This window comes from Candidatus Eisenbacteria bacterium (genome assembly GCA_005893275.1).
Taxonomy (GTDB): domain Bacteria; phylum Eisenbacteria; class RBG-16-71-46; order SZUA-252; family SZUA-252; genus WS-7.
On record VBOW01000068.1, the window covers coordinates 12,364 to 37,675 of the forward strand.

Genomic DNA, 25,312 nt, shown 5'->3' on the forward strand with positions numbered 1-25,312 from the left:
CATACGTTTCGCGAGGAGGGGAGCCATGAGCGTTTCCATGAGAATAGCCACGGGTCTGGGACTCGGTTTTCTCGTCGTCGCCGCAGGCGGCGGGGTTCAAGGCCGGGCGCAGGCGGCTGAAGTCCGCAGCGTCTCCGAGCGCCTCATTCCGTTCGAGGCGGGGGGATCGATCCGTATCCAGGACAAGAACGGCCGCCTCACCGTGGAGGGGTGGCCGCGCAACGAGGTCCGGATTGAGATCACGCGCAACGTCAGGGCGGAGGACAAGGCCAAGGCCGAGCGCCTCATGAAGGAGCTCAGGGCGGACGTGGAGGTCCGCAATGGGCGCATCGATATCGTGAGCCACTTCCCCAAGCGCCGTGAGACGATCGGAATCTGGGACATCCTGGGGCGCAAGGTCGCGTCTCTCCAGATCAGCTATTACGTCCAGGTGCCGGCCGAGACCGATCTGATGCTCGGGACCACCAACGGCGAGGTCCGGGTCCACGGGGTGAAGGGCCGCGTGGAAGCCACGACGACGAACGGCGACATCCGGGTCGGGGACGTCCGGGGCGGGGTCACGCTCGCGACCACGAACGGAGAGATCGAGCTCACGGGCATGACCGGAGAGGCCGCGGCGCGCACCACCAACGGCAGCGTCGTCGCAGAAGTTCGCGGCGTGTCCCCGACCGGCGGAATCGACCTCATGACCACCAACGGAAACGTCGAGGCGTATTTCCCGAACGATCTCAAGGCGGCGGTGGAGGCGGTGACCACGAACGGGCGCGTGGCGATCACGTTTCCGATCACGAGCCGCGGGGTGATGACTTCCAAATCGATTCGAGGCACCATTAACGGAGGGGGCGCTACCATCTCGCTCGCCACCACCAACGGGAACGTCGAAGTACGCCGGCTGGGGGAGCGCCGGCCCTAACGAATCCATGGGAGGAACGGAGTGAGCACCGAGGTTCCGCAATCGACCATCCGGATCTCCGGCCCCATGACGCGGGGCGATTTGCTCCTGCTCCTGTGCTGGTTCGCGGATACCAACTCGGTCCCGGAAGTCCGCGGCATCAAGGGCCTCTCGCGGCTGACACGCCTCTCGCTGATCCTGGGAGATGAGCTGGGCCTCCGGCGAACGATCCAGCCTTTCTTCGAATACCATCGTACCCCCTCGGGCGGGATCGCGAGCCCCGAGGTATGGGGCGAGCTTCTCGCGCTCCGCGCGTACCAGGTGCTACAGCCCCTCCCCGCGGACGAGCCGACGCCCCCGGAGGAGATCGAGGAGCGCCGCTACTTGCTCGAGCACCACATTCCGGCTCATGAGCGCTCGCGGTATCCGATGCCCGCCTATTTCGAACGGGACGTGCTGACGAACAAGGGAACCTTTTTCGCGGCGAAGCGCGAGGACCAGACGATCCAGCGCTGGATCAAAGTCTTCAAGACGACGGCCGAGCTCAATCAACTCCCCCTTTCGGATCTGACCGCCCGCGCGCTCCCGCTCCTGGGAGCCCATGTGGCCCGTTAGGCCCGGCGGTCGTCACTTCCGGCGCGCGGCAGGTTCATGTTCCGGTTCTTGATCCGCCTCCTTCTCGCAATCTTCACTTTTCGCGTTCTGATCGGTCTCGTGCGGTTCGCGGCGAGGATCGCGTCGCGGGACCCCGCCGCCCGTGTCGGCTCGCGGCGGGGGGATGGACCGGGAGAACCGCGCGAGCGCGCGCCGCGGCCCCTCGTCGACCGCGCTTCGGCGATCGACGTTCCATTCACCGAAGAGAGCAGGGAGTCCTGACATGGCCGTCGTCCGCTATCTGGTCGATGATGTCGATCGCGCCGTGGAGTTCTATACGAAGAAGCTCGGCTTCAGCCTGGTCGAGCGGCGGGGGAAGCCGTTCGCGATGGTCGGTTTCGGCGACACCACGCTCTGGCTGAGCGGACCGGAGAGCTCCGCCGCGCGGCCGATGCCGGATGGAAGGAAGCCCGTCCCCGGGGGATGGAATCGCCTCGTGGTGGAGGTCTCGGACCTCGAGTCTCGGGTCGGGGTCATGAAGCGGGACGGCGTTACGTTTCGAAACGAGATCGTCTCGGGCCCGGGCGGGAAACAGATCCTGATCGAGGACGGGTGCGGGAACGTCGTGGAGCTTTTCCAGCCTGCGTGACCGTCCGGAGCCGGAGCGGGAGAGCCGAGTGGGCAAGAGCAGCCACATCCTGGAAGTTCACACCCGCGCGCGCACAGAGTTCGTTCCGCTGAGCGATCGCATCAGGGATGAGGCGTCCGATCTTCTCACAGGCTCGGGTGTCCTCCATCTCTACGTACCTCATACGACCGCCGGCATTTGCGTGAATGAAGGGGCGGACCCGGACGTCGTGGCCGACCTGGGGCGCGTCCTCGAACGGCTCGTCCCGTGGACCGACGGCTACCGCCACGCCGAGGGGAACGCCGCGGCCCACCTGAAGGCGGCCTTCGTCGGAACATCGGCCCTGGTGCCGGTTCGAAATTCGAAGCTAACGCTGGGGCGCTGGCAGGAAATTTTCTTCTGCGAATTCGACGGACCGCGGCACCGCACCGTCGAGCTCCAATTCCTCTCGGCATGAGAACGCCGGCTCCGCGGACACCGATCTCATGACAGAGCCCCTGGACCTCTTTCCGGAAGAGTCGCGGCGCCGCGCCAAGCGTCCCCCTCTCGCCGAGCGGATGCGTCCTCGGAGCTTCGAGGAATTCCTCGGTCAGGAGGAGCTCTTGAGGCCCGGAAGCCTTCTCAAGAGCGCGGTCGAGCGAGGAGAGCTTCCGTCGGTGATTTTCTGGGGTCCGCCGGGCTCGGGCAAGACCACGCTCGCGCGCCTCATCGCGCGGGCGAGCGGGAGCCATTTCGTCGCGTTCAGCGCGGTCACCTCGGGCGTCAAGGAAGTCCGCGAGGTGATCGAGCGCGCCCGCCTGGAGAAGAAGGCCCGCGGCGTGGCCACGCTTCTTTTTGTCGACGAGATCCACCGCTTCAATAAGGCACAGCAGGACGCGTTCTTGCCGCACGTCGAGGACGGCACGATCGTGCTCATGGGAGCCACGACGGAGAATCCTTCCTTCGAGGTCATCAATGCCCTCCTCTCGCGGATGCAGGTCATCGTGCTGCCCGCGCTCTCGGAGGGGGCGATCGTGGAGATCCTGAAGCGCGCCGCCGCCGACCCGGAACGGGGCCTGGGGGCGCATCCGCCCGAGGTCGCGGAGGAGACGCTGAAGCTGATCGCGCGGCTCTCCGGCGGCGATGCCCGGATCGCGCTCAACATACTCGAGGGCGCCGCGATGATCGCGGCGGGCGCCGGCGCGCGCGCCCTTACGGAGATGGAAGTGCGCGAGGCGGCCCAGCGGAAGATGCTCCCGTACGACCGCGCGGGGGAGGAGCATTTCAACATCATCTCGGCGCTCCACAAGAGTCTCCGCGGAAGCGATCCCGACGCCGGGCTCTACTGGCTCGCGCGGATGCTCGAGGCGGGGGAAGATCCGCTCTACGTGGCGCGAAGGCTCATGCGATTCGCCTCCGAAGACGTGGGTCTCGCCGATCCCGAGGCGCTTCGGCTCGCGGTCGCGGTCAAAGATGCCGTGCACTTTCTCGGGATGCCGGAGGGCAACACCGCCCTCGCCGAGCTTACGGTCTATCTCGCGCTCGCGCCCAAGAGCAACTCGGTCTACCTTGCCTACGAGCGTGCCTCGCGTGACGCGCTGGAGAAGCCGCCGTACCCGGTGCCGCTCTCCATCCGAAACGCCCCCACGCCGCTCATGAAAGGCCTCGGATACGGCAAGGGCTACGAGTACGCCCACGACTACGAGGACGCGATCGTCGGCCAGCGCTACCTTCCCGAAGAGCTTCAAGACGTCCGCTACTGGGAAGGCGTTCCGCGCGGCCAGGAGGCCGAGCTCGTGGAGAGGCTCAAGCGCCTGAATGCGGAGAAAGCGAGACGCCGCGGCGGGGCCGGACCCGAGGGACCGCCTCGAGGCCCCAGGCGCGGGAAGCCGTCCGGATGATCCTGGTCCGCCTCGACCGGGTCACCCACGGATTCGGCGCCCGCACCCTGTTCGAGGATCTCTCGTTCCGCGCCGGCGACGAGGCGCGCATCGGTTTGGTCGGTCGAAACGGCACCGGCAAGACGACCCTGCTCCGCATTCTGGCCGGCACGGTCCAACCGGAGCGAGGAACCCGGTCGGTCTCACCCCACGTCCGCGTCGCGATGCTCGACCAGCAGGTAGCGCCCGACGGCGAGGAAACCGCGTTCGGGTACGCGCGCGGGGCCTTCCGGGAGCTGCTCCTCCTGATGGAGCGCGAGGAGGCGGTCCGGGCGGAGCTTCTGGGGCGCGGGGACGCGCCTCCGGAAGAGCTGACGGCCCTCGCCCACGAGCTGGGACACCTCCACGATCACTTCGCGAGGATGGGCGGCCACTCGATCGAGAGCCGCGTGGAGGAGATCCTCGAGGGCCTGGGTGTCGGACGACCCCTGTGGGCGCAGCCGCTCCGGACCCTGAGCGGCGGCGAGAAGGGGCGGGTCGCGATCGCCCGGCTCATCCTCTCGGCGCCCGATCTCCTTCTCCTGGACGAGCCCACGAACCACCTCGACATGGCGGCCACCGAATGGCTCGAGAACTTCCTCGCCCGCTCGAGCGATCCCTTCGTGCTCGTCTCGCACGACCGGACCCTCCTCGATCGCGTCTGCACGTCGGTTGCCGAGATCGAGCACGGCGGGCTCGAGCAGCACGCCGGGAACTACTCCCAGTTTGCCCGCAAGAAACGTGCGCGGATGGAGCAGGAGGCCAAGCGCTACGCCCTGGACGTGAAGGAGCGCGAGCGGCAGGAAGAATTCATCCGGAGAAACATCGCGGGGCAGAAAACCAAGCAGGCGCAAAGCCGGCGGAAGCGCCTCGAGCGTGAGGGTCCTCTCGAGCGGCCGAGGGGGGAGACGGACGAGGTCGCGACGTTCGACCGGTTACGCGCCTCGCGTTCCGGCTCCCACGTCATCGCGGCCCGCGACGTCACGATGGGCTATGGATCGCGCGCGCTGTTCCGCGGTCTTTCGCTCGACCTGATGCGTGGAGACAGGCTCGGCATCGTCGGCGGAAACGGGGCGGGGAAGACGACGCTCTTGCGGGTATTGAACGGCGAGCTCGCGCCGCTCGAGGGAACGATCGAGTGGGGAGCCGGCGTGACGCAAGGGGGGCTCGATCAGGAGGCCCAGGCCCTGCTTCCAACCTCCTCCGTCCTCGACACGCTCTGGGATTTGAGACCGACGACCGACGAGGTCCAAGTCCGGAATTTCCTCGGCGGATTCCTCTTCCGCGGCGACGAGGTGCATCGCAAGGTGGGCACGCTCAGCGGCGGCGAGCGCACGCGGTTGGGTTTGGCCCGGCTGATCTGGTCCGGGCCCAACTTGATCTTTCTGGATGAGCCGACCAATCACCTCGACATCGCCTCGCGCGAATCGCTCGAGGCGGCGCTCCAGGCCTACGATGGAACGCTGGTCGTCGTGTCGCACGACCGGTACTTCCTGGACGCGGTCGCGACGCAGATCCTATGGCTCGACGCGGGGGAGGCGCGCTCGTATCGCGGTACCTTCTCGGAAGCGCGCGAGAAACGAGCGGCGGAGGCGCGGAGGGAGGCGGCGGCCCGAGCAGGGGCGGGCGCGGCGCGGGGCGCGGCGGCGGCCCCGGCGGCGCCGAAGGCGCCCGCGCGCACCGCCCCGCCCGGATCCACGAAGGAATCGCGCGCCCGCGAGCGCGCGGAGCGTGACCGGGCCGAGCGGGAACGGAGAAAGCGCCGCAAGGCAAAGCAATCGCTCGAGGCGGAGATCGCGGTCCTCGAAAAGAGGCTCGCCGAGCTCACCGCCGCGATGGAGGACGATTCGGCCAAAGGGGATCTCGCCGCGCTGCGCGTGGCGAGCGAGGACTACGGCCGCGCCCGCTCCCAGCTCGATGAGCTGCTCGCGCGCTGGGTGGAGATCGCGGAGTGAGGGAACCGGAGCCGTCCCCGCACGCCGGCGGGGCGCAAGCTCCCGGGGGCTGGCTCAACCGCAACGTCTGGGCGCTCGCCGTCACGAGCTTTCTCTCCGACCTCGGGCACGAAACGGCGACCGCGGCGCTGCCCTCCTTCCTCGCCGCGCTCGGCGCCCCGCCCGTCACGCTGGGTGCGATCGAGGGCATCGCGGATGCGGCCTCCAGCTCCGTGAAGCTCCTCACAGGCTGGATCTCCGACCTCGTGGGCCGGAGGAAGCCGTTCGTCGTGGCGGGCTACCTCATCACCGGCGTCTCCACCGGCGTCTACGCGCTCGCGAATTCCTGGGTCGCGATCCTGGGCGCCCGGACGGTCGGCTGGATCTCCCGCGGCGCGCGGGGACCGCTGCGCGACGTCATCCTCACGCAATCCGTGCCGGCAGAGGCCCGCGGCCGCGCCTTTGGGTTCCATCGGGCGGGGGACACGGTGGGAGCTGTGCTCGGGCCGCTGTTCGCGGCGGCGGCGCTGCCGTGGCTCGCCTCGAGGTTGGACGGCCGTCCCACCGATCCCTTCCGCTGGGTGTTCCTGCTTTCCGTCATCCCCGGCGTCCTTTCGGGCCTTGTCGTCTGGGCCTTCGTGACCGAGCGGGTGGGCGCGAGGCCGAATGTGCCGCGCTTTCTGGCCACCCTCCGGGGTCTTCCGCGGGCGTTCCGCCGCTACCTCGTGGGCGTCGGCATCTTCGGCGCCGGAGACTTCGCGCACACGCTTCTCATCATGGGCGCCGCGCACGTGCTCGCGCCGAGCCACGGGCCCATGAAAGCGGCGGCGATGGGAGCGCTCCTCTTCGTGGTGCACAACGTTCTCTACGCGGTGACGCCTTTTCCGGTCGGCTGGCTCAGCGACCGCATCGGTCGCCGCGGGCTCCTCGCGCTGGGCTACGGGGTGGGCGCCGTGATGGCGATCTCGGCGGGGATCGTATTCGCGCGGGGAATCGACGACATCGGCGTGCTCGCGGGAGTGTTCGCCCTCGCGGGCATCGTCGCGGGAGTGGAAGACACCCTCGAGGGAGCCGCCACCGCCGATTTTGCCCCAGAGGAAACGCGCGGGACCGCGTTCGGCGTTCTCGGTCTCGTGAACGGCGCCGGCGACCTGGTCTCGAGCCTCGTCGTAGGGGCGCTTTGGCTCGCCAATCCCCTCCTCGGATTCGGCTACGCCGCCCTCATGATGGCGATCGGCGCCACGCTCGTGTACCGCGTGCGGTAGCGCCCACGCCCTCGTTGTGACGTATGGAACGACCTGCTAGTCTCCGCCGCCATGACGCTTCCCCTCGAGCGCCATTGGAAAAACGTCGCCTGGGCTCTGTGCGTGGAGGCGTTCTGGGGCCTCTCCTTGGCGCTCATTTCGGTGGTTGCCATCGTCCCCGTTTTTCTCTCGCACCTGGGCGCCTCGAACACGGTTTTGGGCGCGCTTCCGGCGGTGTGGACGCTCATGGCGTATCTGCCCGGCGCCTTGGGCTCCCACTTCACGAGCCACCTTCCGCTCCGCAAGCAGGCGGTATTCCTGTTTCACGCCGCCGCGGGGATCCCGTGGGTGCTGGCGGCGTTTTGGTTCGGCATGGGCGCGCGGCGGAGCCCCGGGCTCGACATCACGGTCTTCCTGGTCTTGTGGGGTGCGGCGTGGGGCTTCATGGGGCTTTTCATTCCGGTCTGGATCAATTTCATCGGGAAGGTGACGCGCCCCGAGCTTCGCGCGACCTCGTTCGGGATCATTTTCTTCTTCCAGACCCTGATGGGGGTGATCGGCGGCTGGATCGCGAATCGAATTCTTTCCAGCGCGCTGCCGTTTCCTCAGAACTACGCCCTCGGATTTCTCGTCGCGGGGATTGCCATGACCGCCGGCGCCTTCTTTTTTCTCCCCGTGGTGGAGGACCCTGGCGCCACCGTCCCGCAGGGCCAGGCTGTCGCGACGGTGATCCGCCATATGCGCGAGGTGCTCTCCGATCGGGGCGGTGTGCGGGTCTATCTCGCGATCGTCCTGCTCACCGTCGGGGGATGGCTCCTCATCTCCTACTATCCGGTCTTCGCCGAGAGGCGATTCGGATTGCGGGCTCGCGATTCCGCGATCTTCACCGCGGTGTGCATGGCGGGACAGATGATCGGAAGCGTCCTGACCGGAATCGTGGGGGACCGCTTCGGATACGCGAAGGTCTCGATCGTGTCTGTCGTCTCGCTTACGATCGGGCTCGCCGTGGCGATCTGGGGATCGCATCCAGCGTCTTATTACGTCACCGCGTTCGCCACCGGTCTTTACATCGTGACGGACCGGCTCGCGCAGTTCAATCTCTCGATGGCGTTTTGCCCGCACGAGGACAACACGGCGTGGCTGGGCGCGATCCCGGCGATCACCGCCCCCGTGGTGGCGCTGGTCGCGGGGTCGGGGGGGAGCTTCATCGACCGGTTCGGCTTCTCGAGCGTCGCCTGCGTCGGGCTCGCGGTCTCCGTCGCGGCTCTGTACCTTGCGTTGTTCCGGTTGAGGGAGCCGGCTTACTCACTCGCAGGAAGGGGGAAGGCAACATGATACCCGCGGTTCGGTCCTCAGGTCGTTGGATGCGCGTCTTGGGATCAACCTTGTTCTCGCTGACGGCGCTGGCCATGGCGTCCGCGCCGCGCGCCGGAGCGCTGCCCCTCTACGCATCGCGCGAGGGGAAGACATGCGTTTCGTGTCACTTCGACCCGAACGGCGGCGGGATGCGGAACGATTTCGGCTTTCTCTACTGCAAGAATCGCCACGGTCTCGATACGGAAGCGAAGTGGGCCAACGTGACGGTGGATCCCCGATTGAATGAGTGGGTCTCGATCGGAGTCGACACCCGGCTCCTCTACATTGCTTCGCATTTGAGCGGCGGGTCGACGCTTGCGACCTCGACCTTTCTCCCCATGCAGGGGCAGCTCAACGTGGCGCTTACCCCGCATGATTACCTGACCATGGTCATGAGCCGCGGGATCACGATCGACCCGGATGAGTTCCAGGCGCGCGAGCTGTACGGCCTGATCCACGGGCTTCCGCACGGTCTTTACGCCAAGCTCGGGCGGTTTCGCCTTCCGTTCGGGTTGAGGCAGGACGACCACACATCCTATGTCCGCGTTCCCTTCTTCCTTCCCTATGATTCGCAGAAGGACGACGCCGGGCTCGAGGTCGGGGCGGCCGGCTCGAGGTACTTCGGCCAGCTCTCGTTCACGAACGGCTCGGGAACCATCAGCCCCGAGCGGGCGCAGACCCTCGCCGGCAAAGTCGGCATGAGCGGGAAGCGGCTCGGGGGGGGCGTTTCGGGATTCCACCAGTATCGCGAGCTGTTGCGGACCACGCAGGACCGTTGGGGCCTCTACGCGATGAGCACGTGGCAAAAATTTACCGCGATCGGCGAGTATGCAGGGGGAACCCAGGAGGCACCGCTCGGCGGCACGAAGAATCTCTGGGCCGCCTTCGCGGAGGTGGATTATCGAGTGGCGCGGGGGATCAATGTCCGCGGCAAGCTCGATTATCTGGAGCCAAACCGGGGCGTATCGGGGGATCTCTATAGGCGCTGGCTGATCGAAGCGGACGTGGCGCCCGTGCCGTTCACCGAGGCCAAATTATCGTTTCGGGATCACCACGAGGAGCTGCTCGGGAACTACCAGGAGTACCTCGTTCAGTTCTTCTTTCCGTTCTAGGCCGGCGGGCGCCGGCCGGCGGGCGGGACGGTGGCGGCTACTTGTATGCCGGGATTCCCGTGATGGTCTCGCCGATGACCAAGGTGTGGATATCGTGCGTGCCCTCGTAGGTATAGACCGACTCGATATTGCACATGTGGCGTCCGCACTGATATTCGTCCGTGATGCCGCTGGCGCCCAGGATCTCCCGGGCGAGCCGCGCGATCTCGCGCGCGATGTGGATGTTGTTCATTTTCCCGAGGGAGATGTGATGCGGCTGCACGCGGCCGGCATCCTTGAGCCGGCCGATCTGGAGCGCGAGGAGCTGCGCCTTCGTGATCTCGCGAATCATCCAGGCGAGCTTTTCCTGCACCATCTGGAATGAGGCGATCGGCTTGTCGAACTGGATGCGGGTTTTCGCGTAGTTCAGCGCCTCGTGATAGCAGGCCATCGCGGAGCCGATCCCGCCCCAGGCGATACCGTATCGCGCCTGATTCAAACAGCCGAGCGGGCCTTTCAGGCCCTCGACATTGGGCAACAGGTTCTTCAGGGGAATCCGGCAGTCCTGGAATGTGAGCTCGGAGGTGACCGAGGCGCGCAGGGAAAACTTTCCGTGCACGTCCTTGGTCGAGTAGCCCGGCGTCCCTTTCTCGACGATGAACCCGCGAATCACGCCGTCGAGCCGCCCCCACACGATCGCGATGTCCGCGATCCCGCCGTTCGTGATCCACATCTTGCTTCCGTTCAGGAGGTAGGAGTCCCCGTCCTTGCGGGCCACCGTTCGCATCCCGGACGGATTGCTCCCGAAATCGGCTTCGGTGAGGCCGAAGCAGCCGATCACCTTTCCGCGCGCCATCTCGGGCAGGTACTTGTTCTTCTGCTCGTCGGAGCCGTAGGTCAGGATCGGATACATGCAGAGCGCGCCCTGCACCGAGACGAACGAGCGAAGCCCGCTGTCGCCCCGCTCCAGCTCCTGCATGATGAGCCCGTAGGCGACGTTGTTGAGCCCCGCGCAGCCGTATCCGTGGATGTTCGCGCCGTAAAATCCAAGCTCCGCCATCTCGGGGATGAGGTCCATGGGGAAGGTCCCGGCGCGGTTGTGCTTTTCGATGACGGGCATAAGCCGGTCCGTCACGAATTGGCGGGTGAGGCCCCTTACCGCGAGCTCTTCTTCGTTGAAGAGGCCGTCGATTTCGAGGAAATCGACGCCGTCGAACCGCTGCATGAATCCTCCGGAAACGTTCCGCGAAGCGGGGAAATCGAGACTAGAAAAGCGAGGATAGCCGCCGCGGATGGCTCCGGCAACGGGGGATTTGCCGGGGAGGCGGCGCGCGTGGAGGGCGAATTTGACCGGGGCGGCGACCGGCGTTATAGTCTTGCGCGCCTTAGGCGTGTCTCCCGCTAAAATCCTCACGCGTTGAGGTTGTCCCCATCGTCTAGCCTGGCCTAGGACACCGCCCTTTCACGGCGGCAACAGGGGTTCGAATCCCCTTGGGGACACCACAATTCCTTCGGGCCGGTGAGACTATACGATCAGCGCGCTCTGGCGTGACCCGCGTGTCCGGTCCGGGAGGGACCCGCACGCTTAGACTTCGAGCCTGCCCTCATCGTGCAGCCTACGTTGGTTATCCACCGATACAGGAGCACCAGGGTGCTTCCGAGCACAGTCAGCATCCCGCCTACCGCGACCAAGGTGAGACCTCTCTTCGATGCGGGGATCGCAGGGAACGCGAGAGCGACGAGCGGCACAGCCACCCCGACCACGATCAGCCACGCGAGATGCGCGAACATCGCGCGTAGACGAGTTAGGTTCTGATGGTGGATCTCGATCGAGAGTTCCCGTGCGCGGGACGCCAACTCCAGCGTGTCGTTGATGAGGTCCTCCCAGAACGAAAGGGACTGCCAAGAGCCTGTGGCAGCGGCCTCGGGACGGATGCGCTCCACCGCGTTCATCACGCCCGGCCAGGTGGCCAGGACCACGTCGTGCAGGCTGGTGACACCGGCGGCCGGGCCGCCGCCTAGCTCCTCCACGAAATATCGGTAGTGCTTCGGGCGCGTCAACGTTCCGCTCAGTTGCTCCAGAGCGTCGACGATGTCGCTGATCTTCTGGACGCCAATCAGCCTGCCGCCCGTATCGCTTCCGTCGTACACGCTCCACTCGAAGCCGACCCGATGCACGCATTCCAGGAAGCGGGTCAGGTGCTCGCCCTTGTTCGTCCTGTTGTTGAAGTTGGTCTCCAGCATGTCGAACGCGCGGCGGATTGGTTGAAGCTCCCTCTGACACTCCCGCAGCGCCTCCACTCTGCGCCTCCGCAACTCCTTGGTCTGTGCCGTCGCGCTCATCAGCCCCGCCGCGAGTAGGCCGGACGTGAGCGACGCGGCCGGAAGAACAGCGCGCAACAACCCATCTACGTTGGTTGTCATCGGCACCAGGCGCCACCCGAGGAAGTACAGACCGAAGCACGTTGCGGCCGGCAGCGGCAAGGCTGCAGCCCACCGCCACCACGCCCGCACGCGATAGGCGAGCCGCGCGAGCCCGATGTCCTCTGTGGCCCACATCCGCGGCGCCGGGCTGCGGCCGGCCACGGCGACGACCAGCCTCCGGAACATCCGCAGCCGCGCGAAGAGCCTGTGGCGGGCCGAGGGCTTCCAGCGGTTGGGGTCAAGACCGACTGGTTCAGCGAGTGGCCGGTGTTCCATGGAGTCCGTTCTCGCGTAGGATCATCGTGCGTTCGGCCCCTTGAGCGGCTCGGAGCGCGGCGGCCTCGCGGGTGACTCGCGCGGCGCAGACGGGTCGCGCGCCACAGGCTCTCGCAGTAGCTCGGCGACCGAGGCGCCGTCGTCCGGCTCGCGCCAGCCCATCGCCCACGACCGGCGTAGCCGGCGGACAGCGAGGATTCGGCGGAGCGTTCGAGGGTCCATCTGATGCCCTCCCTGAGACCACTCGGCTTCTGGTAAGTTCCTTCTTCATCCAGTCTACACGAGGGGGGAGGCCGCATGGAGGCGACAACCCGCGCCAAGCTACACGAGGGGCTCGATCAGAAGACCCGAGGCGCGCTTCAGCGATTCATCCGCGACCTGCGCGGGCTGAAGAACGAGGCTCAGAAGACCCACCGGTTCCTCGCTCTCGTCGGCGAGCTGTTCCCCGACGCGGCCACCCGGCAGCTATCGGAGGGGATCGAGAAGGTTGTCCGAGTCGAGACGGATCGCGGTCGTGCTCTCCGCCGGATCGACGCCTACCACGGCAACGCCATCTTCGAGTTCGAGAACTCACTCCGGGTAAGCGAGGGCACAGCTCTCGGCCAGCTTCGCGAGCAGGCTGCCGGGGTCTGGGGCGAGGACAAGGGGGGCCCACGTCGCCCCCTTGTCTGCATCGCCACGGACGGCATCGTGTGGAAGGTGTTCCGCCCGCGCCTGCGAGACGGCGCACCCGCGTCACCCCGGCCCGCTGATGTTGAGCTTGAACCCCTGCGCACGCTCACGCTCTCCGACGATTCCCTCCGGGAGTTCTGGCTCTGGCTCAACAGCGTGCTCTACGGCGGCGGCGGCAGGCGTCCGACGACGGACGGCTTCAAGAACGACTTCGGAGCCACAAGCCCTGCCTTCGCGGACGCGATGGCCGCGTTGCGCGAGGTATGGAACTCCGCCCGCGCGCTTCCGGAGCCGCAACTCGCGTTCGCGACCTGGCAGCGATACCTGGCAGTCACGTACGGGCAAGTCGGCGGTGCCGATAAGCAGGCCGAACTCGAAGAACTATTCCTCAAACATACCTACCTGGCCACGACGGCGCGGTTCCTCGTCTGGGGCGCGCTGTCTCGCGGTAAGTTCGGGGGAAGCCTTCGCGCCGAAGTGGACAGCGTTCTCGCCGGGGAGTTCTTCCGTGCCCGTAACGTCGAGAACCTCGCGGAGGATGACTTCTTCCAGTGGGTCCGGCGCCGTGAGGCGGCGGAGATGCTCGCGCCGGTCTGGGAGCGCCTGCTTCGGCAGGTCATCACCTACGACCTCGGGCGCCTCGACGAGGACGTGCTCAAGGGCGTCTATCAGGAACTCGTGGACCCAAAGGACCGGCACGATCTCGGGGAGTACTACACGCCGGAGTGGCTGTGCGAGCGGATCGTCAGTGAGCTTCTCCCCGCGCGTGGATGGGTCAGCGTGATCGACCCGACGTGCGGGTCCGGTAGCTTCCTCCGCGCCGCGATCGCGCATCTGCTTCACGCGAACCGAGGCGACACCGGGACGCTTCGGAACGTCCTCGAACATGTCGTCGGCATCGACATCCATCCGCTCGCCGTCATCATCGCGCGGGCGACGTACGTGCTGGCCGTAAGCCATCTCGTCCGGCAGGCGAGGCGCCCGGTGCAGGTCCCGGTCTACCTTGCCGACTCGCTGTTCCTCCCGAGCGAGGTGAAGCAGCAGCGGATGTTCGAGACGCCCGGCTACGAGATCAGGTTCGGGGACAAGAAGGTCTCGGTACCCGAGGAGGTCGTCATCGACCCCGACGCCTTCGATCCCGCGATCAACGCCGCGACCCGTGTCGCGAGCGACCTCGCGGCCGGCGGCAACGAGTCGGAGAAGACCCTGAACGCATACCTGCGCCGCCACGTCCCAGTCCTCGCGGGCCGCGCCGACTTCGACGTGATCGTCGCTGCGCTGTGGCGCTTCACGAGCGAACTCGCGGACCTCATTAAGCGGCAGAAGAACTCGATCTGGGCGTTCATCATCCGCAACGCCTACCGCCCGGCGATGCTCCGCGCGCGGTTCGACTTCGTGGTCGGGAATCCGCCCTGGCTCTCCTATCGATACATCACCGACACCGACTACCAGGCCGAAGTGAAGCGGCGCGCCGTGGTGGAGTATAAGGTCGCGCCGACTAGCCAGAAGCTCATCACGCAGATGGAGCTTGCGACGGTGTTCCTCGTCCACACGCTATCCACGTTCGGGCGTCCGGGTGCGCGGCTCGGCTTCGTGATGCCGCGCAGCGTTCTGAGCGCGGATCAGCACGCGAAATTCCGCGACGGCTCGCACGCCGCCCCGATCCGTCTCGAGGGCTACTGGGACCTGCTCGAAGTGTCGCGGGTTTTCAACGTCCCCTCATGCGTCGTGTTCGCGACCCACGTCGCTCTCGACCCGAACGGACACGTGAGGACAACGTACGGGAAGCTCCCGGCCGTCGAGTTCGAGGGGAAGCTCCTCGTCCGCGACGCGCCGTGGTCGGAGGCTCAGCCGCATCTCGCGGAGAACAGGCGTACCGCGAAGCTCGTGTCGATGGGCGGACGTACAGCCTACTCGACGACCGCGAAGTCCGCCGCCGCCGCGCCCGCGAGCCCCTACGCGAAGCTGTTCCGGCAGGGCGCGACCATCGTCCCGCGGAGCTTCTACTTCGTGCGTGTGAGGGACCTCAACGGCAAGGTGGATCCGGAGCGCGTGTACTGGGCCGAGACCGACCCGGAGCAGGCCGAATCCGCGAAGCCGCCGTATGACGAGGTCCGGCTGTCCGGGCGGATCGAGGGCCGGTTCCTGTTCACGTCGGCGCTCTCGAAGCACCTGCTGCCGTTCGCGCTCGTCGAGCCGCCTATCGTGTTCCTGCCCATCGAGGAGCAGGACGACGGCATCGGGATTCTCAGCGCGAACGAACTCCGCGCCTCGGGATACCGCGAAGCCGCGAAGTGGATGGCGGAGGCGGAGCGAACCTGGGCAGAGAAGCGGCGCGGTAAGGCCGAGCGGCAGTCGGTCTACCAGCGGCTCGACTACAGCCGCGAACTCAGCCATCAGAGCCTACGCTCGCGGTTCCTCGCGCTCTACAACGCCTCGGGATCGAACCTGAGCGCTGCGGCCGTAGACTGCCACACGCTGCCGGAGCGGTACGTCGTGGATCACAAGACCTACTGGGCGCGATGTCGGTCCCGAGACGAGGCGGACTACCTCGCGGCCATCCTGAACGCCCCGGCTCTCGACGAGGCCATCAAGCCCTTCCAGAGCATGGGGCTGATCGGTGAGAGGGACATCCACAAGAAGGTCCTGGAGGCGCCGATCCCGCTGTTCGATCCGAACAAGCCGGCGCTCGCGAAGCTCGCGCGGCTCGGGGCGGAGGCTCGTGCTGAGGCGGCTCGGGTGGTCGGTCGCGGCGATCTCCCGCCGTCCCTCGCGCGACGGCGCGCGTTCATCCGAGAGGCCACCGCCGAGACGGTCGAACGGATCGACGAGGCGGTCCGGGCGCTGCTCGGGCTCTGAGCTACGCGGCGAGCGGGAGCCGGAGGTCGTCCCACTCGCGGAGCCGGGCGAGGAGACAGTTCGTAACGGCGCCCGTTGGGGACACTTTTATTTGGCTGCGGCCAACTGTCTTAGGAGGCACCGTATGGACACGAAGGCTCCATCAGACGTGGATGCTCTCAAGGAGCGTCTCAGGAGTACCTGGACCGCGGGCGATTTCGGGATTGTCGCCCGCCTTGTCGAGGAGGCGAACGAAGAGATCGTGGCCCGCCTCGACATCAAGCGTGGGACCAAAGTGCTGGACGTGGCGTGCGGCACCGGGAATTCGGCGATCCCCGCGGCGAAACGCAGGGCCGACGTCACCGGCGTTGATATCGCCGCCAACCTGATCGAGCAGGCAAAGGCGCGCGCCAAGGATGCCGGGCTTGAGATCCGCTTCGAGGAAGGCGACGCCGAGCAGCTCTCCTTCCCGGACTCGTCGTTCGACCTGGTGATTTCGATCTTCGGCGCCATGTTCGCGCCCCGGCCCGACATCGTGGCCTCCGAGCTGAAACGCGTTTGCCGGGCGGGTGGCAGGATCGTGATGGGGAATTGGACGCCGGGCGGCTTCGCCGGAAAGATGTTTCGATTGGGCGGTCAGTACGTCGCACCCCCACAAGGCATGGCGCCGCCCGTCCAATGGGGCGACGAGGCCGTGGTACGGGAGCGGTTTCGGCAAGGTATTTCCGAGCTCAAGATGACCCGTCGAATCGCGCTCTTCCGGCTCCCGTTCGACGAGGCGGAGACGGTCGAGCACTACCGGAGGTACTTCGGGCCCACCCTGCGTACCTTCGAGGCGCTCGACTCAAAAGGTCGTGACGCCTTCCGCCGGGATTCCGAAGCGCTGTTTAGGGAAAACAACCGAGCGACGGACGGCACCGTTTTGATCGAGAGCGAGTTTCTGGAGGTCGTTGCCACCGCGCTTGACAGGCCCTAACCGCGACCTCGCAAGGAGGCTTGAACATGAAGGGACTCGTAAGGTGGATCGGATTCGCCGCGTTCGTGGCGTTGGTTTCGCTGGCGCCCCCATCGCCGGCGAAAGAGGACGCGGATACCAAGCTCGGGGAGAGGCTCCTGGAAGCCAAGGCCGTGTACCAGGAGCTGCTGTCGACGCCGGACCGGAGCGTGCCCGAACAGCTTCAGGAAAACTGCAAGTGCATCGTCGTGATCCCGGGCATGATCAAGGGCGCCCTCGGTTTTGGCGCCCGGTGGGGGAAAGGCGTGATGAGCTGCCGGAACGGTCAGGGCGGCTGGAGCCCGCCGATTTTCGTGTCGCTCAAGGGGGGAAGCTGGGGCTTGCAGATCGGCGCTGAGAAAACTGACCTTGTTCTCTTCTTCATGACCGAGCGGGGCGCGCGCTCGCTGGTCACCAGCAGCAAGTTCACCCTGGGTGGAAAGATCAGCGTCGCGGCCGGGCCCCTGGGCCGGAGCGGGGAGGCGAGCACCGACCTCAAGCTCAACGCGGAGATCTACTCGTACGCCAAATCGAAGGGCCTTTTCGCCGGCATCTCGCTCGAGGGCGCGCGTCTCGCTCCCCAGAAGGACGCGAACGCGGAGTATTACGGCAAACCGATCGGCGCCCAGGACCTCCTCTTCGGGCACAACGCCCCGGTGGTCCGCGCCGAGGCGAAGGAGTTCCTCGCGGCGTTGCCGCAGGGATAGCGGGTGGGCGCGGCGTCGACCGGCAGCACGCGAACCGCTGTGCTACACTCCTGCCCCTCTCGATGAATCGACAACGTTCCGACGGTCCCGTCCGTCCCGGGGAGGAGGAGTGACATGCTGATCAGCGACAAGATGGTGGCGGCGATCAATAAGCAGATCGGAAACGAGTTCGGCGCCTACCTGCAGTATGTCGCGATTGCCGCGTATTTCGGCAACGAGAGCCTCCCCGAGCTGAGCAAGCATTTCAACAAGCAGGCCAGGGAAGAGAGCGAGCACGCGATGAAGTTCGTGAATTACGTCCTGGACGCGGGCGGCCTTCCCGAGATTCCCGCAATCCCGGCGCCGAAGTCGCGCTTCGCGAGCGCGGAGGAGGCGGTGAAGCTCTCGCTCGACTGGGAGCTGACCGTCACGAAGCAGATCAACGACCTGGTCGATCTCGCCGGCAAGGAGAACGACCACACGTCCCACTCGTTCTTGCAGTGGTTTGTGAACGAGCAGCTGGAGGAAGTCTCGAGCATGGACATGCTGCTCAAGATCGTCCGTCGCGCAGGGCAGAATCTCTTGTTCGTCGAGGATTATCTCGCGCGCAAGGGGCTCAGGCCCGCCGCGCCCGCGGCGGGGTGACGCGGCACGGACGCCGGGGGCGGCGCCAAGCGACCCAAAGGGGCCGATCCCAATTCGGGACCAGCCCCTTCGATTGGGCCGTTCGCAATCTTCGCTCCGGCTAGTTCGTCGCCGACGCGGTTACTTCCTTCCCGTCCAGGTCCCTGTAGGCAACCCCGCCCAATTTCAGTTTCGAGATCTGGGGCTCGATTTTCGCGCGGTCCCCGACCGCGATCACGAGCATGCGGTCCGGGACGAGATACTTCTTCGACACCGCTTGAACGTCCGCCGCGGTGATCCCCGAGATCCGACCGGGCAAGGTTTGATAATAATCCGGTGGAAGATCGTAGAGGTACAGGGTCGCGATCGTGCCCGCGGCGCTTCCGGTGGTTTGGAACAGGGCAGGAAGCGTCCGCACGGTGGACTCCTTCGCCATGCGCAGCTCCTCGTCGGTCACGGGTTTCTCGACCATGCTCTTCACTTCTTTGAGGATCTCGTCGATCGATGCCCCGGTCACGTCGGCCCGCACGCTGGTGCCGATCAGAAACGGACCCTGCCCCCGGTTTTCCGAAAGCGCGGAGAACGCGCCGTACGTGTACCCGTGCGCCTCACGAAGGTTCATGTTGATCCGGCTCGAGAAGAGGCCGCCCAAGATCGTGTTCGCGAGATCGAATCTCTCGAAATCAGGGTCGGAGCGCATGAGCCCGAGCTGCACGACGCGCAGGGCGGTCTGGGGCATTCCCGGCTTATCGACGATGACCACGCGCGAGGAGATCATCGTGCCCGTGGGCGGCCGCGGGGTTTCGGTCGGGGGGCCGGTCCAGGAGCCGAGCGCATCCGTCGCGAGCTTCTTGGCTTCCGATTCGGTCAGATCCCCGACGAACACGAGCGCCGCATTCTGCGGCGTGAAGTAGGCCTGGTAGAACTTGCGCATGTCGTCACGCGAGATCTTCTTCAAGGCCTCGGCCGTCCCGAGCGTTATGTGTCCGTACGGGTGGCTCGGACCGTAGAGGCAGTTCCACATGATGCGGCTCGCGGTCTGATTCGGGCTGTCGCGCTGCTGGAGGAGCGCGGTCACGCGCTCGTCGCGGACCCGCTCGATGTCCTTCTCGGGGAAGGCGGGGTGCAGGGCGACATCCGATAGGATCGACATCGTCGCTCCGGCGGTCTGCTTCAAGGAGCGGCACGCAATCGTGCTCCCGTCGACGCTCGAGGCCGTGCTCAACGAGGCGCCGAGCCCATGAAGCTCGTTCGCGATCGTGAGCGCGGGCCTTTTTTCCGTCCCTTCATCGAGCATGCTCGAGGTGAATCCGGCGAGGCCCGACAGATCTTGCGGATCTTGCGCGCTGCCCGAGCGAAGCACCAACGTGCCGGCGACGACCGGGAGCCGGTGCGACTCGACGAGGAGAACCGTGAGCCCGTTCTGGAGCTGGAACCGCTTCGCCATGGGAAGCTTCACGACGGTGGTGGGACCCGCGCCGGGCATGGTGTTGCGCCAGGGCTCCTTCGATTCCACCTTGGCTTCGGTCTTGGCCGGAGGCTCGGGGGTCGGAGGCGCGGGCGGGATCACCTTCTCGCCGGGGATGGCGTACACCACCGCCCGGTGATCCTTCGCGAGCTGTTCGGCAGCGAATCTCTTGATGCCGTCGGGCGTGACCGCCGCGTGGCGCGCCAGGTCCTGGTTCAGATAGCCGGGGTCGTGGGTATGCTGGTTGTACATGTTGAGCCGATCGGCCACGCCCCCGAAGCCTCCGATCCGCTCCAGGCTCGAGATGATTCCGGAATAGGTCGAGGTCTGCGATGCCGCAAGCTCCGCCGGGGTCGGTCCCTCGGCCGCGAGGCGTTGAAGCTCGGCGTCGATCGCGGCTTCCAGCTCTTCCGCGCTGTGACCGGGCTTCGCGGTCGCGATGATCTCGAAGACCGATCCGAGCGTCAACGATTGCTGGCTCGCGTTCACGTCCTGGGCGATCTGCTTGTCATACACGAGAGACTTGTAGAGGCGGCTCGATTTCCCGCCGCCGAGGATATCCGCCGTGAGATTCGCTTCGGCATCCCCGGGCTTGAATATCGGCGAGGTGATCCACCCCATGAACACCCGCGGCAGCTCGACTTTGTCCGTGACCTTGGCGCGGCGTTCCTGGGTGATCGGAGGCGTCGTCGCCTCGATCGCCGGCACGTCTTGTCCGCGCGGGACCGTGGCGAAGTACTTTGTGACCAAGGCCTTCGCCTTGGCTTTGTCGATATCCCCGGCGATCACGAGGGTCGCGTTGTTCGGAACGTAGTAGCGCTTGAAGAACTCGCGTATGTCGTCGACCTTCGCGTTCTGGATGTCCACGTGCGATCCGATGACCGACGCGTAGTAGGGATGGTTTTTCGGGAAGAGCTGGTGGAAGAGCTCCTCCTCGACCAGGCCGTAGGGCGCGTTTTCCACGCTCTGCCGGCGCTCGTTGCGGACCACGTCCTGCTGATTCGCGAACGAGGCCGCGTCGAGACGGTCCAGGAGAAAGCCCATCCGGTCGCTCTCCAGCCACAGGGCGAGCTCCAGCTGATTCGAGGGGATGTCCTCGAGATAATTCGTGCGGTCGAAATCGGTGGAGCCGTTGACAAAGGAGGCGCCCGCCGCCTCGAGGTACTTGAAGTACGAGTCCTCGGGCACGTGGCCTGAAGATTGGAACATGAGGTGCTCGAAGAGATGGGCGAACCCGGTCTGGCCCGCCTTCTCGTTCGCGGGACCGGCGTGATACCAGATGTTCACGCCGACGATGGGAAGCTGGTGGTCTTCGTGGAGAATGACCTCGAGACCGTTCGGAAGGGTGTACTTCTCGAACTCCAGCTTGACCTGGGGCGGTTTTGACGTTTCCTTAGCGGCTGCCCGACCGGTCCCCGCGACCAAGAGGAACGCGGAGCACGCGAGCACGAGGGCGGGGAGCGCGAAAAAATGTCCCGCGCGCCCGCCGGGAGTTGGGGCTGCTTGTTTCATGGGTTTTTTCTCCTAGTTGGGTGGCCAGTGGCCGGTGGGGAGCACCGCATGGCAATACCGACAATCGGGCGCACATGTTCCGCCAAGTTGTCCCTCAAGTCAAGGCGAGTCGCAGTCGCCTGGCTCACCTTTCTGGGCGCCCTGGGTCAGGCTGCGCCGGGCGCCCCGGCCCCGGCCCACGGGGAACCCGGTCCGATCACGATCGAAAACGCGCGCTCCGGGTACCCCCAATGGGAGCTCGCCAACCCCGCGTTGGCCCACGAGATCGAGGGATACGCCGGCGACACGCTCCGGCTCTACGTCAGCTCCAAGTCCCCGACTTTTGCGGTCGAGGTCTTTCGGATGGGGTGGTACGGGGGGGCGGGGGCCCGGCGGGTGCTTGAGCTTCGGGCGTTATCGGGGGGGCAACGGGCGATTCCCAAGCCTCGGGGAGACGACGGTCTCGTCGAGTGCGGCTGGCCCCTTTCCTGTCGATTGCCGGTCGGGTCCGGCTGGGTGACCGGCGTCTACCTGGCGCGCCTGACCGGGTCGCGCGACGGAAAGCAATCCTTCGTTCCCTTCGTCGTCCGGGAGGCCTCCCGGGAGTCTGGCGACGCCCCGCGCCGCGCCCCGGTCCTGATCCAATGCTCCACCAATACGTGGCAGGCCTACAACAACTGGGGGGGGAAGAGCCTGTACGACTTCAATAGCTTCGGCGGGCGCGCGCTCCGCGTCTCGTTCGATCGACCGTACGCCGCGAGCGCCCAGGGGATGCGCGGCGCCGGCGCGGGAGAATTCCTCGGTGTCAGCCACGCCTCTCGCGCGGGGGGGTGGGAATACCCGTTCGTGCGGTGGATCGAGAGGAACGGCTACGACGTGGCCTACGCGACGAACCTGGACGTCCACCGCGACGCGTCGCTCTGCTCGGGGCGAAAGGCGGTGCTCCTGGTCGGGCACGATGAGTACTGGAGCCGCGCGATGCGCAACCACCTCGAGCGGGCGCGGGATGAAGGGGTCAATCTCGGTGTCTTCGCGGCGAACGTCGGGTACTGGCAGGTTCGCCTCGAGCCATCCTTGTCCGGCGTCAAGGACCGGATCCTGTTTTGCGCGAAGGAGCCGGACCGGGACCCTCTCTACAACACGGCGAAGGACCCGGACCTCACGGTGCGCTTCCGAAATCTGAACCCGCCCCGGCCCGAGGTTTCCCTCGTCGGCATGATGATGAGCGCCGAGGACGTCGAGGGGGACTTTACGCCCGTCCCGGAATTGCGAAGCCACTGGGTGTTTCGGGGCACCGGCATCGCGTCCGGGCGGACGCGGACCGTCCCCGGGATCCTCGGATACGAAGTCGATCGCAGCTTCGCGAACGACCGGACGTACGGCCGGTGGTCGCCGCGCAAGCTCACCGTCCTCGCGCGCACGTGGGTCCAGCAGATGAAGGAGGAGCGGGCGCCGACGGAAACGACGATCTACGCCGCGCGCTCGGGCGCGTGGGTGTTCTCGGCGGGCACGATGCAATGGTCCTGGGGGCTCGATGACTGGGGCGCGCCGGCGCTGCACCCCGCGCGGCGCCACCCGGATATCGAGGGAATCACGAAGAACGTGCTCGAGAGATTCCTCGGTACCGGGCCAGGGCCAAGTCCACGATCTCCTGGATGAGATCGGCGTGCTCGCGTCCCGACTGCTTCGCCGCGAGCGCGAACTCGGCCGTCGAATGGAGCCATGGATTCGGGTTCACCTCGAGCGTGTAGAACCGACGCTTCGGCGTGAGCCGGATATCGACGCGCGCATAGTCGCGGATTTCCAGCGCTTGGCAGGCCTTGACCGCCGTCTCCTGAATCTCCGCGAGCAGGCTCTCGCCGATGTCCTCGGGGAAGCGAAGCTTCGTCTTGCGGTAGGCGGCCGTGCCTCGCTCCCATTTGACCTCCGTGCCCGCGATGCGGGGGGTCCCTTCCGGCAGATCGTCCAGGTTCAGCTCGAGGACCGGGAGTGCGACCGGAGGATCGTTGCCTAGCACCGAGACGTACAGCTCGCGTCCCTCGATGTACTCCTCGATGAGAACCGGTGCGTCGAGATCGGCGTGGAGCGCGTCGATCCTCTCCATCAGCTCCTTGATCGAGCCCGCCACGGCGCTGAAGGCGATCCCGATCGATCCGTCCTCGCGCTTCGGTTTCACGATCACGGGGAAGTGGACATCGTCCGCCCACTGAAGCCGCCCCTGATACACCGTCGCGAAATTCGGTGTGCGGATTCCGTGGAAGGAGAAGAGGCGCTTCGCGACCGCTTTGTCCTGGGCGAGGTGGAGCCCGGAAGGTCCGGATCCCGTGTAGGGAATCCCGAGAAGATCGAGGTAGGCGGCGATGTTGATGTCCTTGGTGTCGTCCCCTCCGTAGGATTCGGTGAGGTTGAACATGACGTCCACCTCGGCGGAGGTGAGCGCTTTGAGCGTCTTGGGGCGGCCGTCGAGGCAGAAGTAGGTCGGCTGGTGTCCCTTCTTGGTCAGAGCCTCGAAGATCTCTTCTCGATCGGGCTTGTCCAGGCGCCGCCGGCGCTTTCCGACTTTCTCAGGGATCGGTTCGGCGGCCGGTTGCTGATCCTCGACCCATTCGTCGTAGAGCACGCCGATTCGAAGCGACGATGAATCCAAGTGGCACCCCTAGACTTTGTGGTATTTCCCTCGCGTCAGGTAGTTGATCGCGAGCGCGGTCGAGTAGGCGGTCAGGTGCACCAGATATTCCTTCTCCTTGCCTCGGACTCCGCGGAATCCGCGGTCGCGGCAGGCGGCCGCGATGGAGTGGACGAGCTCGCGGACCACGGGGCGTCTCACCCCCGTCCACGTCGCGATCACGTTCGTGAGCGCGATCTCGTGCTCCTCGACGATCTTCCACGCCGGGCGTGAGCCCGGGCGGCGCGCGCCCGGCCGGAGGAAGATATCCTCCAAGTGGTGGTCGAACGCCGATCCGAACACCGCGCGGGTACGCGCCGCGGTCTTGATGAAGTACTCACCGACGGTCATGCTCATGTCGTCGGTCGTGACGTCCGGGCGGCCGCGCTTCACGAGCGGCTCCCGGTTCGCGTTCTCTCTCACCAGCCGGTCCACGAGCAGAAGCTTTCTCTTGCACGGCCAGCCGCGGTATCTCCGCCTCCACTCCGATTTCGGCGTGAGCCAAACGGCGAAGGATTCCGCGAAGTCCTCGTCCGGATGTTTTTGCGCGTACCACCCCGGCAGGTGGCGCACATAGTCGCGGCTGAAGGGAACCGGCCGGTAATCGTCGCTGTAGAGACGGCGGTACGGCCCGAACGTATCACGCCATTCCGGCAGTCGGTAGAGCCGATACGCGTAGTTGAACGCGTGTCCCGCTTCGTGGCGCAGATACATCATGATCTCGCGAGGGTTCTCGAGATCGTTCATCTCCTTCTCGATCCGGGCGAGCTCCGGGTGCGCAAGATAGAAGGGGACGCCGATGACCGGTTGCCCGGAGGGGCAGCCCCACTCGTCCGTGAGGTAATAGTCGGGGCGGAAGCGCTTCAGCTTCCGGCTCAGCTCCCGCTCGAGCCTCTGGATCAGCCGCTCCACGGGCGAGTCCTTGAGGCTCAAGTCCAGGTTCCGGATGGGCATCCGCCAGAGGGCCCGCCGCCTGGGCGATTTTCGAATCCGCAACTTCATACCGGATATAGAGTAACACCAAATCCAAGATTTTTGTTGTGATCCTATGGGATTTGACCGATACTACCTCCAAGCAGTTGCCTGGCGGTTGTCGCGTAGTGCGTGGGTTGGAATTAGCGCCGCAGGGGAAGTTGCCTGCGGCTTTTCTTGTATCTGGGCGATTCGTCGTCCGGAGGCTCGACCAAAGTGGCCGAGCCGTGCGCCCGCAAGGGCGTTGTGTGGGGGCGATGCCCCGGTTAGTAGAAGGAGTTTGCAAGTGGCAAACGGAACGGTGAAGTGGTTCAACGAAGCGAAGGGTTTTGGTTTCATCCAGCAGGAGGGTGGCGAGGACGTGTTCGTTCACTACTCCGCGATCCAGGGCGAGGGCTTCAAGACGCTGGCCGAAGGCGAGCGGCTCGAGTTCGATATCGTCCGTGGACCGAAGGGACTTCAGGCCGCGAACGTGCGTAAAGCGTAAGCGGTTCGAACCCACTTCACCCGGCAGTGCTGCGGGGCGGCTGTTCATCGGCCGCCCCGCTTGTTATTTTCGTACGCG

21 protein-coding genes and 1 tRNA gene are annotated in these 25,312 nt (G+C 66.0%); 17 read left to right on the forward strand and 5 right to left on the reverse strand.

Going from position 1 to position 25,312, the window contains the following annotated elements; all coding sequences use genetic code 11:
* Window positions 1–25: 25 nt before the first annotated feature.
* Genes E6K76_11125 through E6K76_11170 form a run of 10 tightly spaced genes read left to right on the forward strand, consistent with a single transcriptional unit; the run spans window position 26 to window position 9,658 of the window.
* A complete protein-coding gene (locus E6K76_11125; protein ID TMQ57170.1) occupies window positions 26–913 on the forward strand; it encodes a DUF4097 domain-containing protein in 888 nt (295 codons plus the stop codon).
* A gap of 21 nt (window positions 914–934) precedes the next feature.
* Window positions 935–1,507 (forward strand): hypothetical protein, encoded by a 573-nt coding sequence (locus E6K76_11130; protein TMQ57171.1) that lies wholly within the window; start codon window positions 935–937, stop codon window positions 1,505–1,507.
* A 36-nt stretch (window positions 1,508–1,543) separates the two neighbouring features.
* Window positions 1,544–1,768, forward strand: a complete 225-nt coding sequence (locus E6K76_11135; protein ID TMQ57172.1) for a hypothetical protein — start codon at window positions 1,544–1,546, stop codon at window positions 1,766–1,768.
* Between the two features lies 1 nt (window position 1,769).
* Complete coding sequence (locus tag E6K76_11140) at window positions 1,770–2,135, forward strand: VOC family protein (protein ID TMQ57173.1); 366 nt, start codon at window positions 1,770–1,772, stop codon at window positions 2,133–2,135.
* Between the two features lie 28 nt (window positions 2,136–2,163).
* Entirely contained in the window at window positions 2,164–2,571 is a 408-nt protein-coding gene (locus tag E6K76_11145) for a YjbQ family protein (GenBank protein ID TMQ57174.1), read from the forward strand.
* Window positions 2,572–2,599: 28 nt separating this feature from the next.
* Window positions 2,600–3,994: a replication-associated recombination protein A gene (locus E6K76_11150; protein ID TMQ57175.1), complete on the forward strand. Its 1,395-nt coding sequence runs from the start codon at window positions 2,600–2,602 to the stop codon at window positions 3,992–3,994.
* Window positions 3,991–5,967: an ABC-F family ATP-binding cassette domain-containing protein gene (locus tag E6K76_11155; GenBank protein ID TMQ57176.1), complete on the forward strand. Its 1,977-nt coding sequence runs from the start codon at window positions 3,991–3,993 to the stop codon at window positions 5,965–5,967. The genes E6K76_11150 and E6K76_11155 overlap by 4 nt, the downstream gene beginning before the upstream one ends.
* Window positions 5,964–7,211: an MFS transporter gene (locus tag E6K76_11160; protein TMQ57177.1), complete on the forward strand. Its 1,248-nt coding sequence runs from the start codon at window positions 5,964–5,966 to the stop codon at window positions 7,209–7,211. The genes E6K76_11155 and E6K76_11160 overlap by 4 nt, the downstream gene beginning before the upstream one ends.
* Window positions 7,212–7,262: 51 nt before the next feature.
* Window positions 7,263–8,525 carry an MFS transporter gene (locus tag E6K76_11165; GenBank protein TMQ57178.1) on the forward strand — a complete coding sequence of 421 codons (1,263 nt, stop codon included), beginning with the start codon at window positions 7,263–7,265 and terminating at the stop codon, window positions 8,523–8,525.
* Between the two features lie 38 nt (window positions 8,526–8,563).
* Window positions 8,564–9,658, forward strand: coding sequence for a hypothetical protein (locus tag E6K76_11170; GenBank protein TMQ57179.1), 1,095 nt, complete (start codon window positions 8,564–8,566; stop codon window positions 9,656–9,658).
* 37 nt (window positions 9,659–9,695) lie between these two features.
* On the opposite strand, the gene E6K76_11175 is transcribed toward E6K76_11170, so the two are convergent.
* Window positions 9,696–10,862, reverse strand: a complete 1,167-nt coding sequence (locus E6K76_11175) for an acyl-CoA dehydrogenase (GenBank protein ID TMQ57180.1) — start codon at window positions 10,860–10,862, stop codon at window positions 9,696–9,698.
* A 200-nt stretch (window positions 10,863–11,062) separates the two neighbouring features.
* Between E6K76_11175 and E6K76_11180 the strand changes: the two genes are divergently transcribed.
* Window positions 11,063–11,140: transfer RNA gene (locus E6K76_11180), tRNA-Glu, on the forward strand.
* Between the two features lie 30 nt (window positions 11,141–11,170).
* Here E6K76_11180 and E6K76_11185 read toward each other — a convergent pair.
* The gene (locus E6K76_11185) at window positions 11,171–12,337 is read right to left on the reverse strand and encodes a hypothetical protein (protein TMQ57181.1); all 1,167 of its coding nucleotides are present in this window, start codon (window positions 12,335–12,337) and stop codon (window positions 11,171–11,173) included.
* A gap of 297 nt (window positions 12,338–12,634) precedes the next feature.
* Between E6K76_11185 and E6K76_11190 the strand changes: the two genes are divergently transcribed.
* The 4 genes from E6K76_11190 to E6K76_11205 all read left to right on the forward strand — a co-directional run bounded on the left by E6K76_11190 (window position 12,635) and on the right by E6K76_11205 (window position 18,172).
* Window positions 12,635–15,868, forward strand: a complete 3,234-nt coding sequence (locus E6K76_11190) for an SAM-dependent DNA methyltransferase (protein ID TMQ57182.1) — start codon at window positions 12,635–12,637, stop codon at window positions 15,866–15,868.
* A gap of 124 nt (window positions 15,869–15,992) precedes the next feature.
* Entirely contained in the window at window positions 15,993–16,823 is an 831-nt protein-coding gene (locus tag E6K76_11195) for a methyltransferase domain-containing protein (GenBank protein ID TMQ57183.1), read from the forward strand.
* 26 nt (window positions 16,824–16,849) lie between these two features.
* On the forward strand, window positions 16,850–17,548 hold the full coding sequence (locus E6K76_11200; GenBank protein ID TMQ57184.1) for a lipid-binding SYLF domain-containing protein: 699 nt from the start codon (window positions 16,850–16,852) through the stop codon (window positions 17,546–17,548).
* A 114-nt stretch (window positions 17,549–17,662) separates the two neighbouring features.
* Complete coding sequence (locus tag E6K76_11205; protein TMQ57185.1) at window positions 17,663–18,172, forward strand: ferritin; 510 nt, start codon at window positions 17,663–17,665, stop codon at window positions 18,170–18,172.
* Between the two features lie 100 nt (window positions 18,173–18,272).
* On the opposite strand, the gene E6K76_11210 is transcribed toward E6K76_11205, so the two are convergent.
* The gene (locus E6K76_11210; GenBank protein TMQ57186.1) at window positions 18,273–21,131 is read right to left on the reverse strand and encodes an insulinase family protein; all 2,859 of its coding nucleotides are present in this window, start codon (window positions 21,129–21,131) and stop codon (window positions 18,273–18,275) included.
* A 48-nt stretch (window positions 21,132–21,179) separates the two neighbouring features.
* Here E6K76_11210 and E6K76_11215 point away from each other — a divergent pair, with 48 nt between their 5' ends.
* Window positions 21,180–22,769, forward strand: a complete 1,590-nt coding sequence (locus E6K76_11215) for a hypothetical protein (protein TMQ57187.1) — start codon at window positions 21,180–21,182, stop codon at window positions 22,767–22,769.
* Here the strand turns inward: E6K76_11215 and E6K76_11220 are convergent.
* Both E6K76_11220 and E6K76_11225 read right to left on the reverse strand, forming a co-directional pair.
* Window positions 22,702–23,757 carry an ATP-grasp domain-containing protein gene (locus E6K76_11220; protein TMQ57188.1) on the reverse strand — a complete coding sequence of 352 codons (1,056 nt, stop codon included), beginning with the start codon at window positions 23,755–23,757 and terminating at the stop codon, window positions 22,702–22,704. The genes E6K76_11215 and E6K76_11220 overlap by 68 nt on opposite strands.
* Before the next feature lie 9 nt (window positions 23,758–23,766).
* Window positions 23,767–24,777 carry a hypothetical protein gene (locus E6K76_11225; protein ID TMQ57189.1) on the reverse strand — a complete coding sequence of 337 codons (1,011 nt, stop codon included), beginning with the start codon at window positions 24,775–24,777 and terminating at the stop codon, window positions 23,767–23,769.
* 256 nt (window positions 24,778–25,033) lie between these two features.
* Here E6K76_11225 and E6K76_11230 point away from each other — a divergent pair, with 256 nt between their 5' ends.
* Window positions 25,034–25,234 (forward strand): cold-shock protein, encoded by a 201-nt coding sequence (locus E6K76_11230; GenBank protein TMQ57190.1) that lies wholly within the window; start codon window positions 25,034–25,036, stop codon window positions 25,232–25,234.
* The last annotated feature ends 78 nt before the right edge of the window (window positions 25,235–25,312 follow it).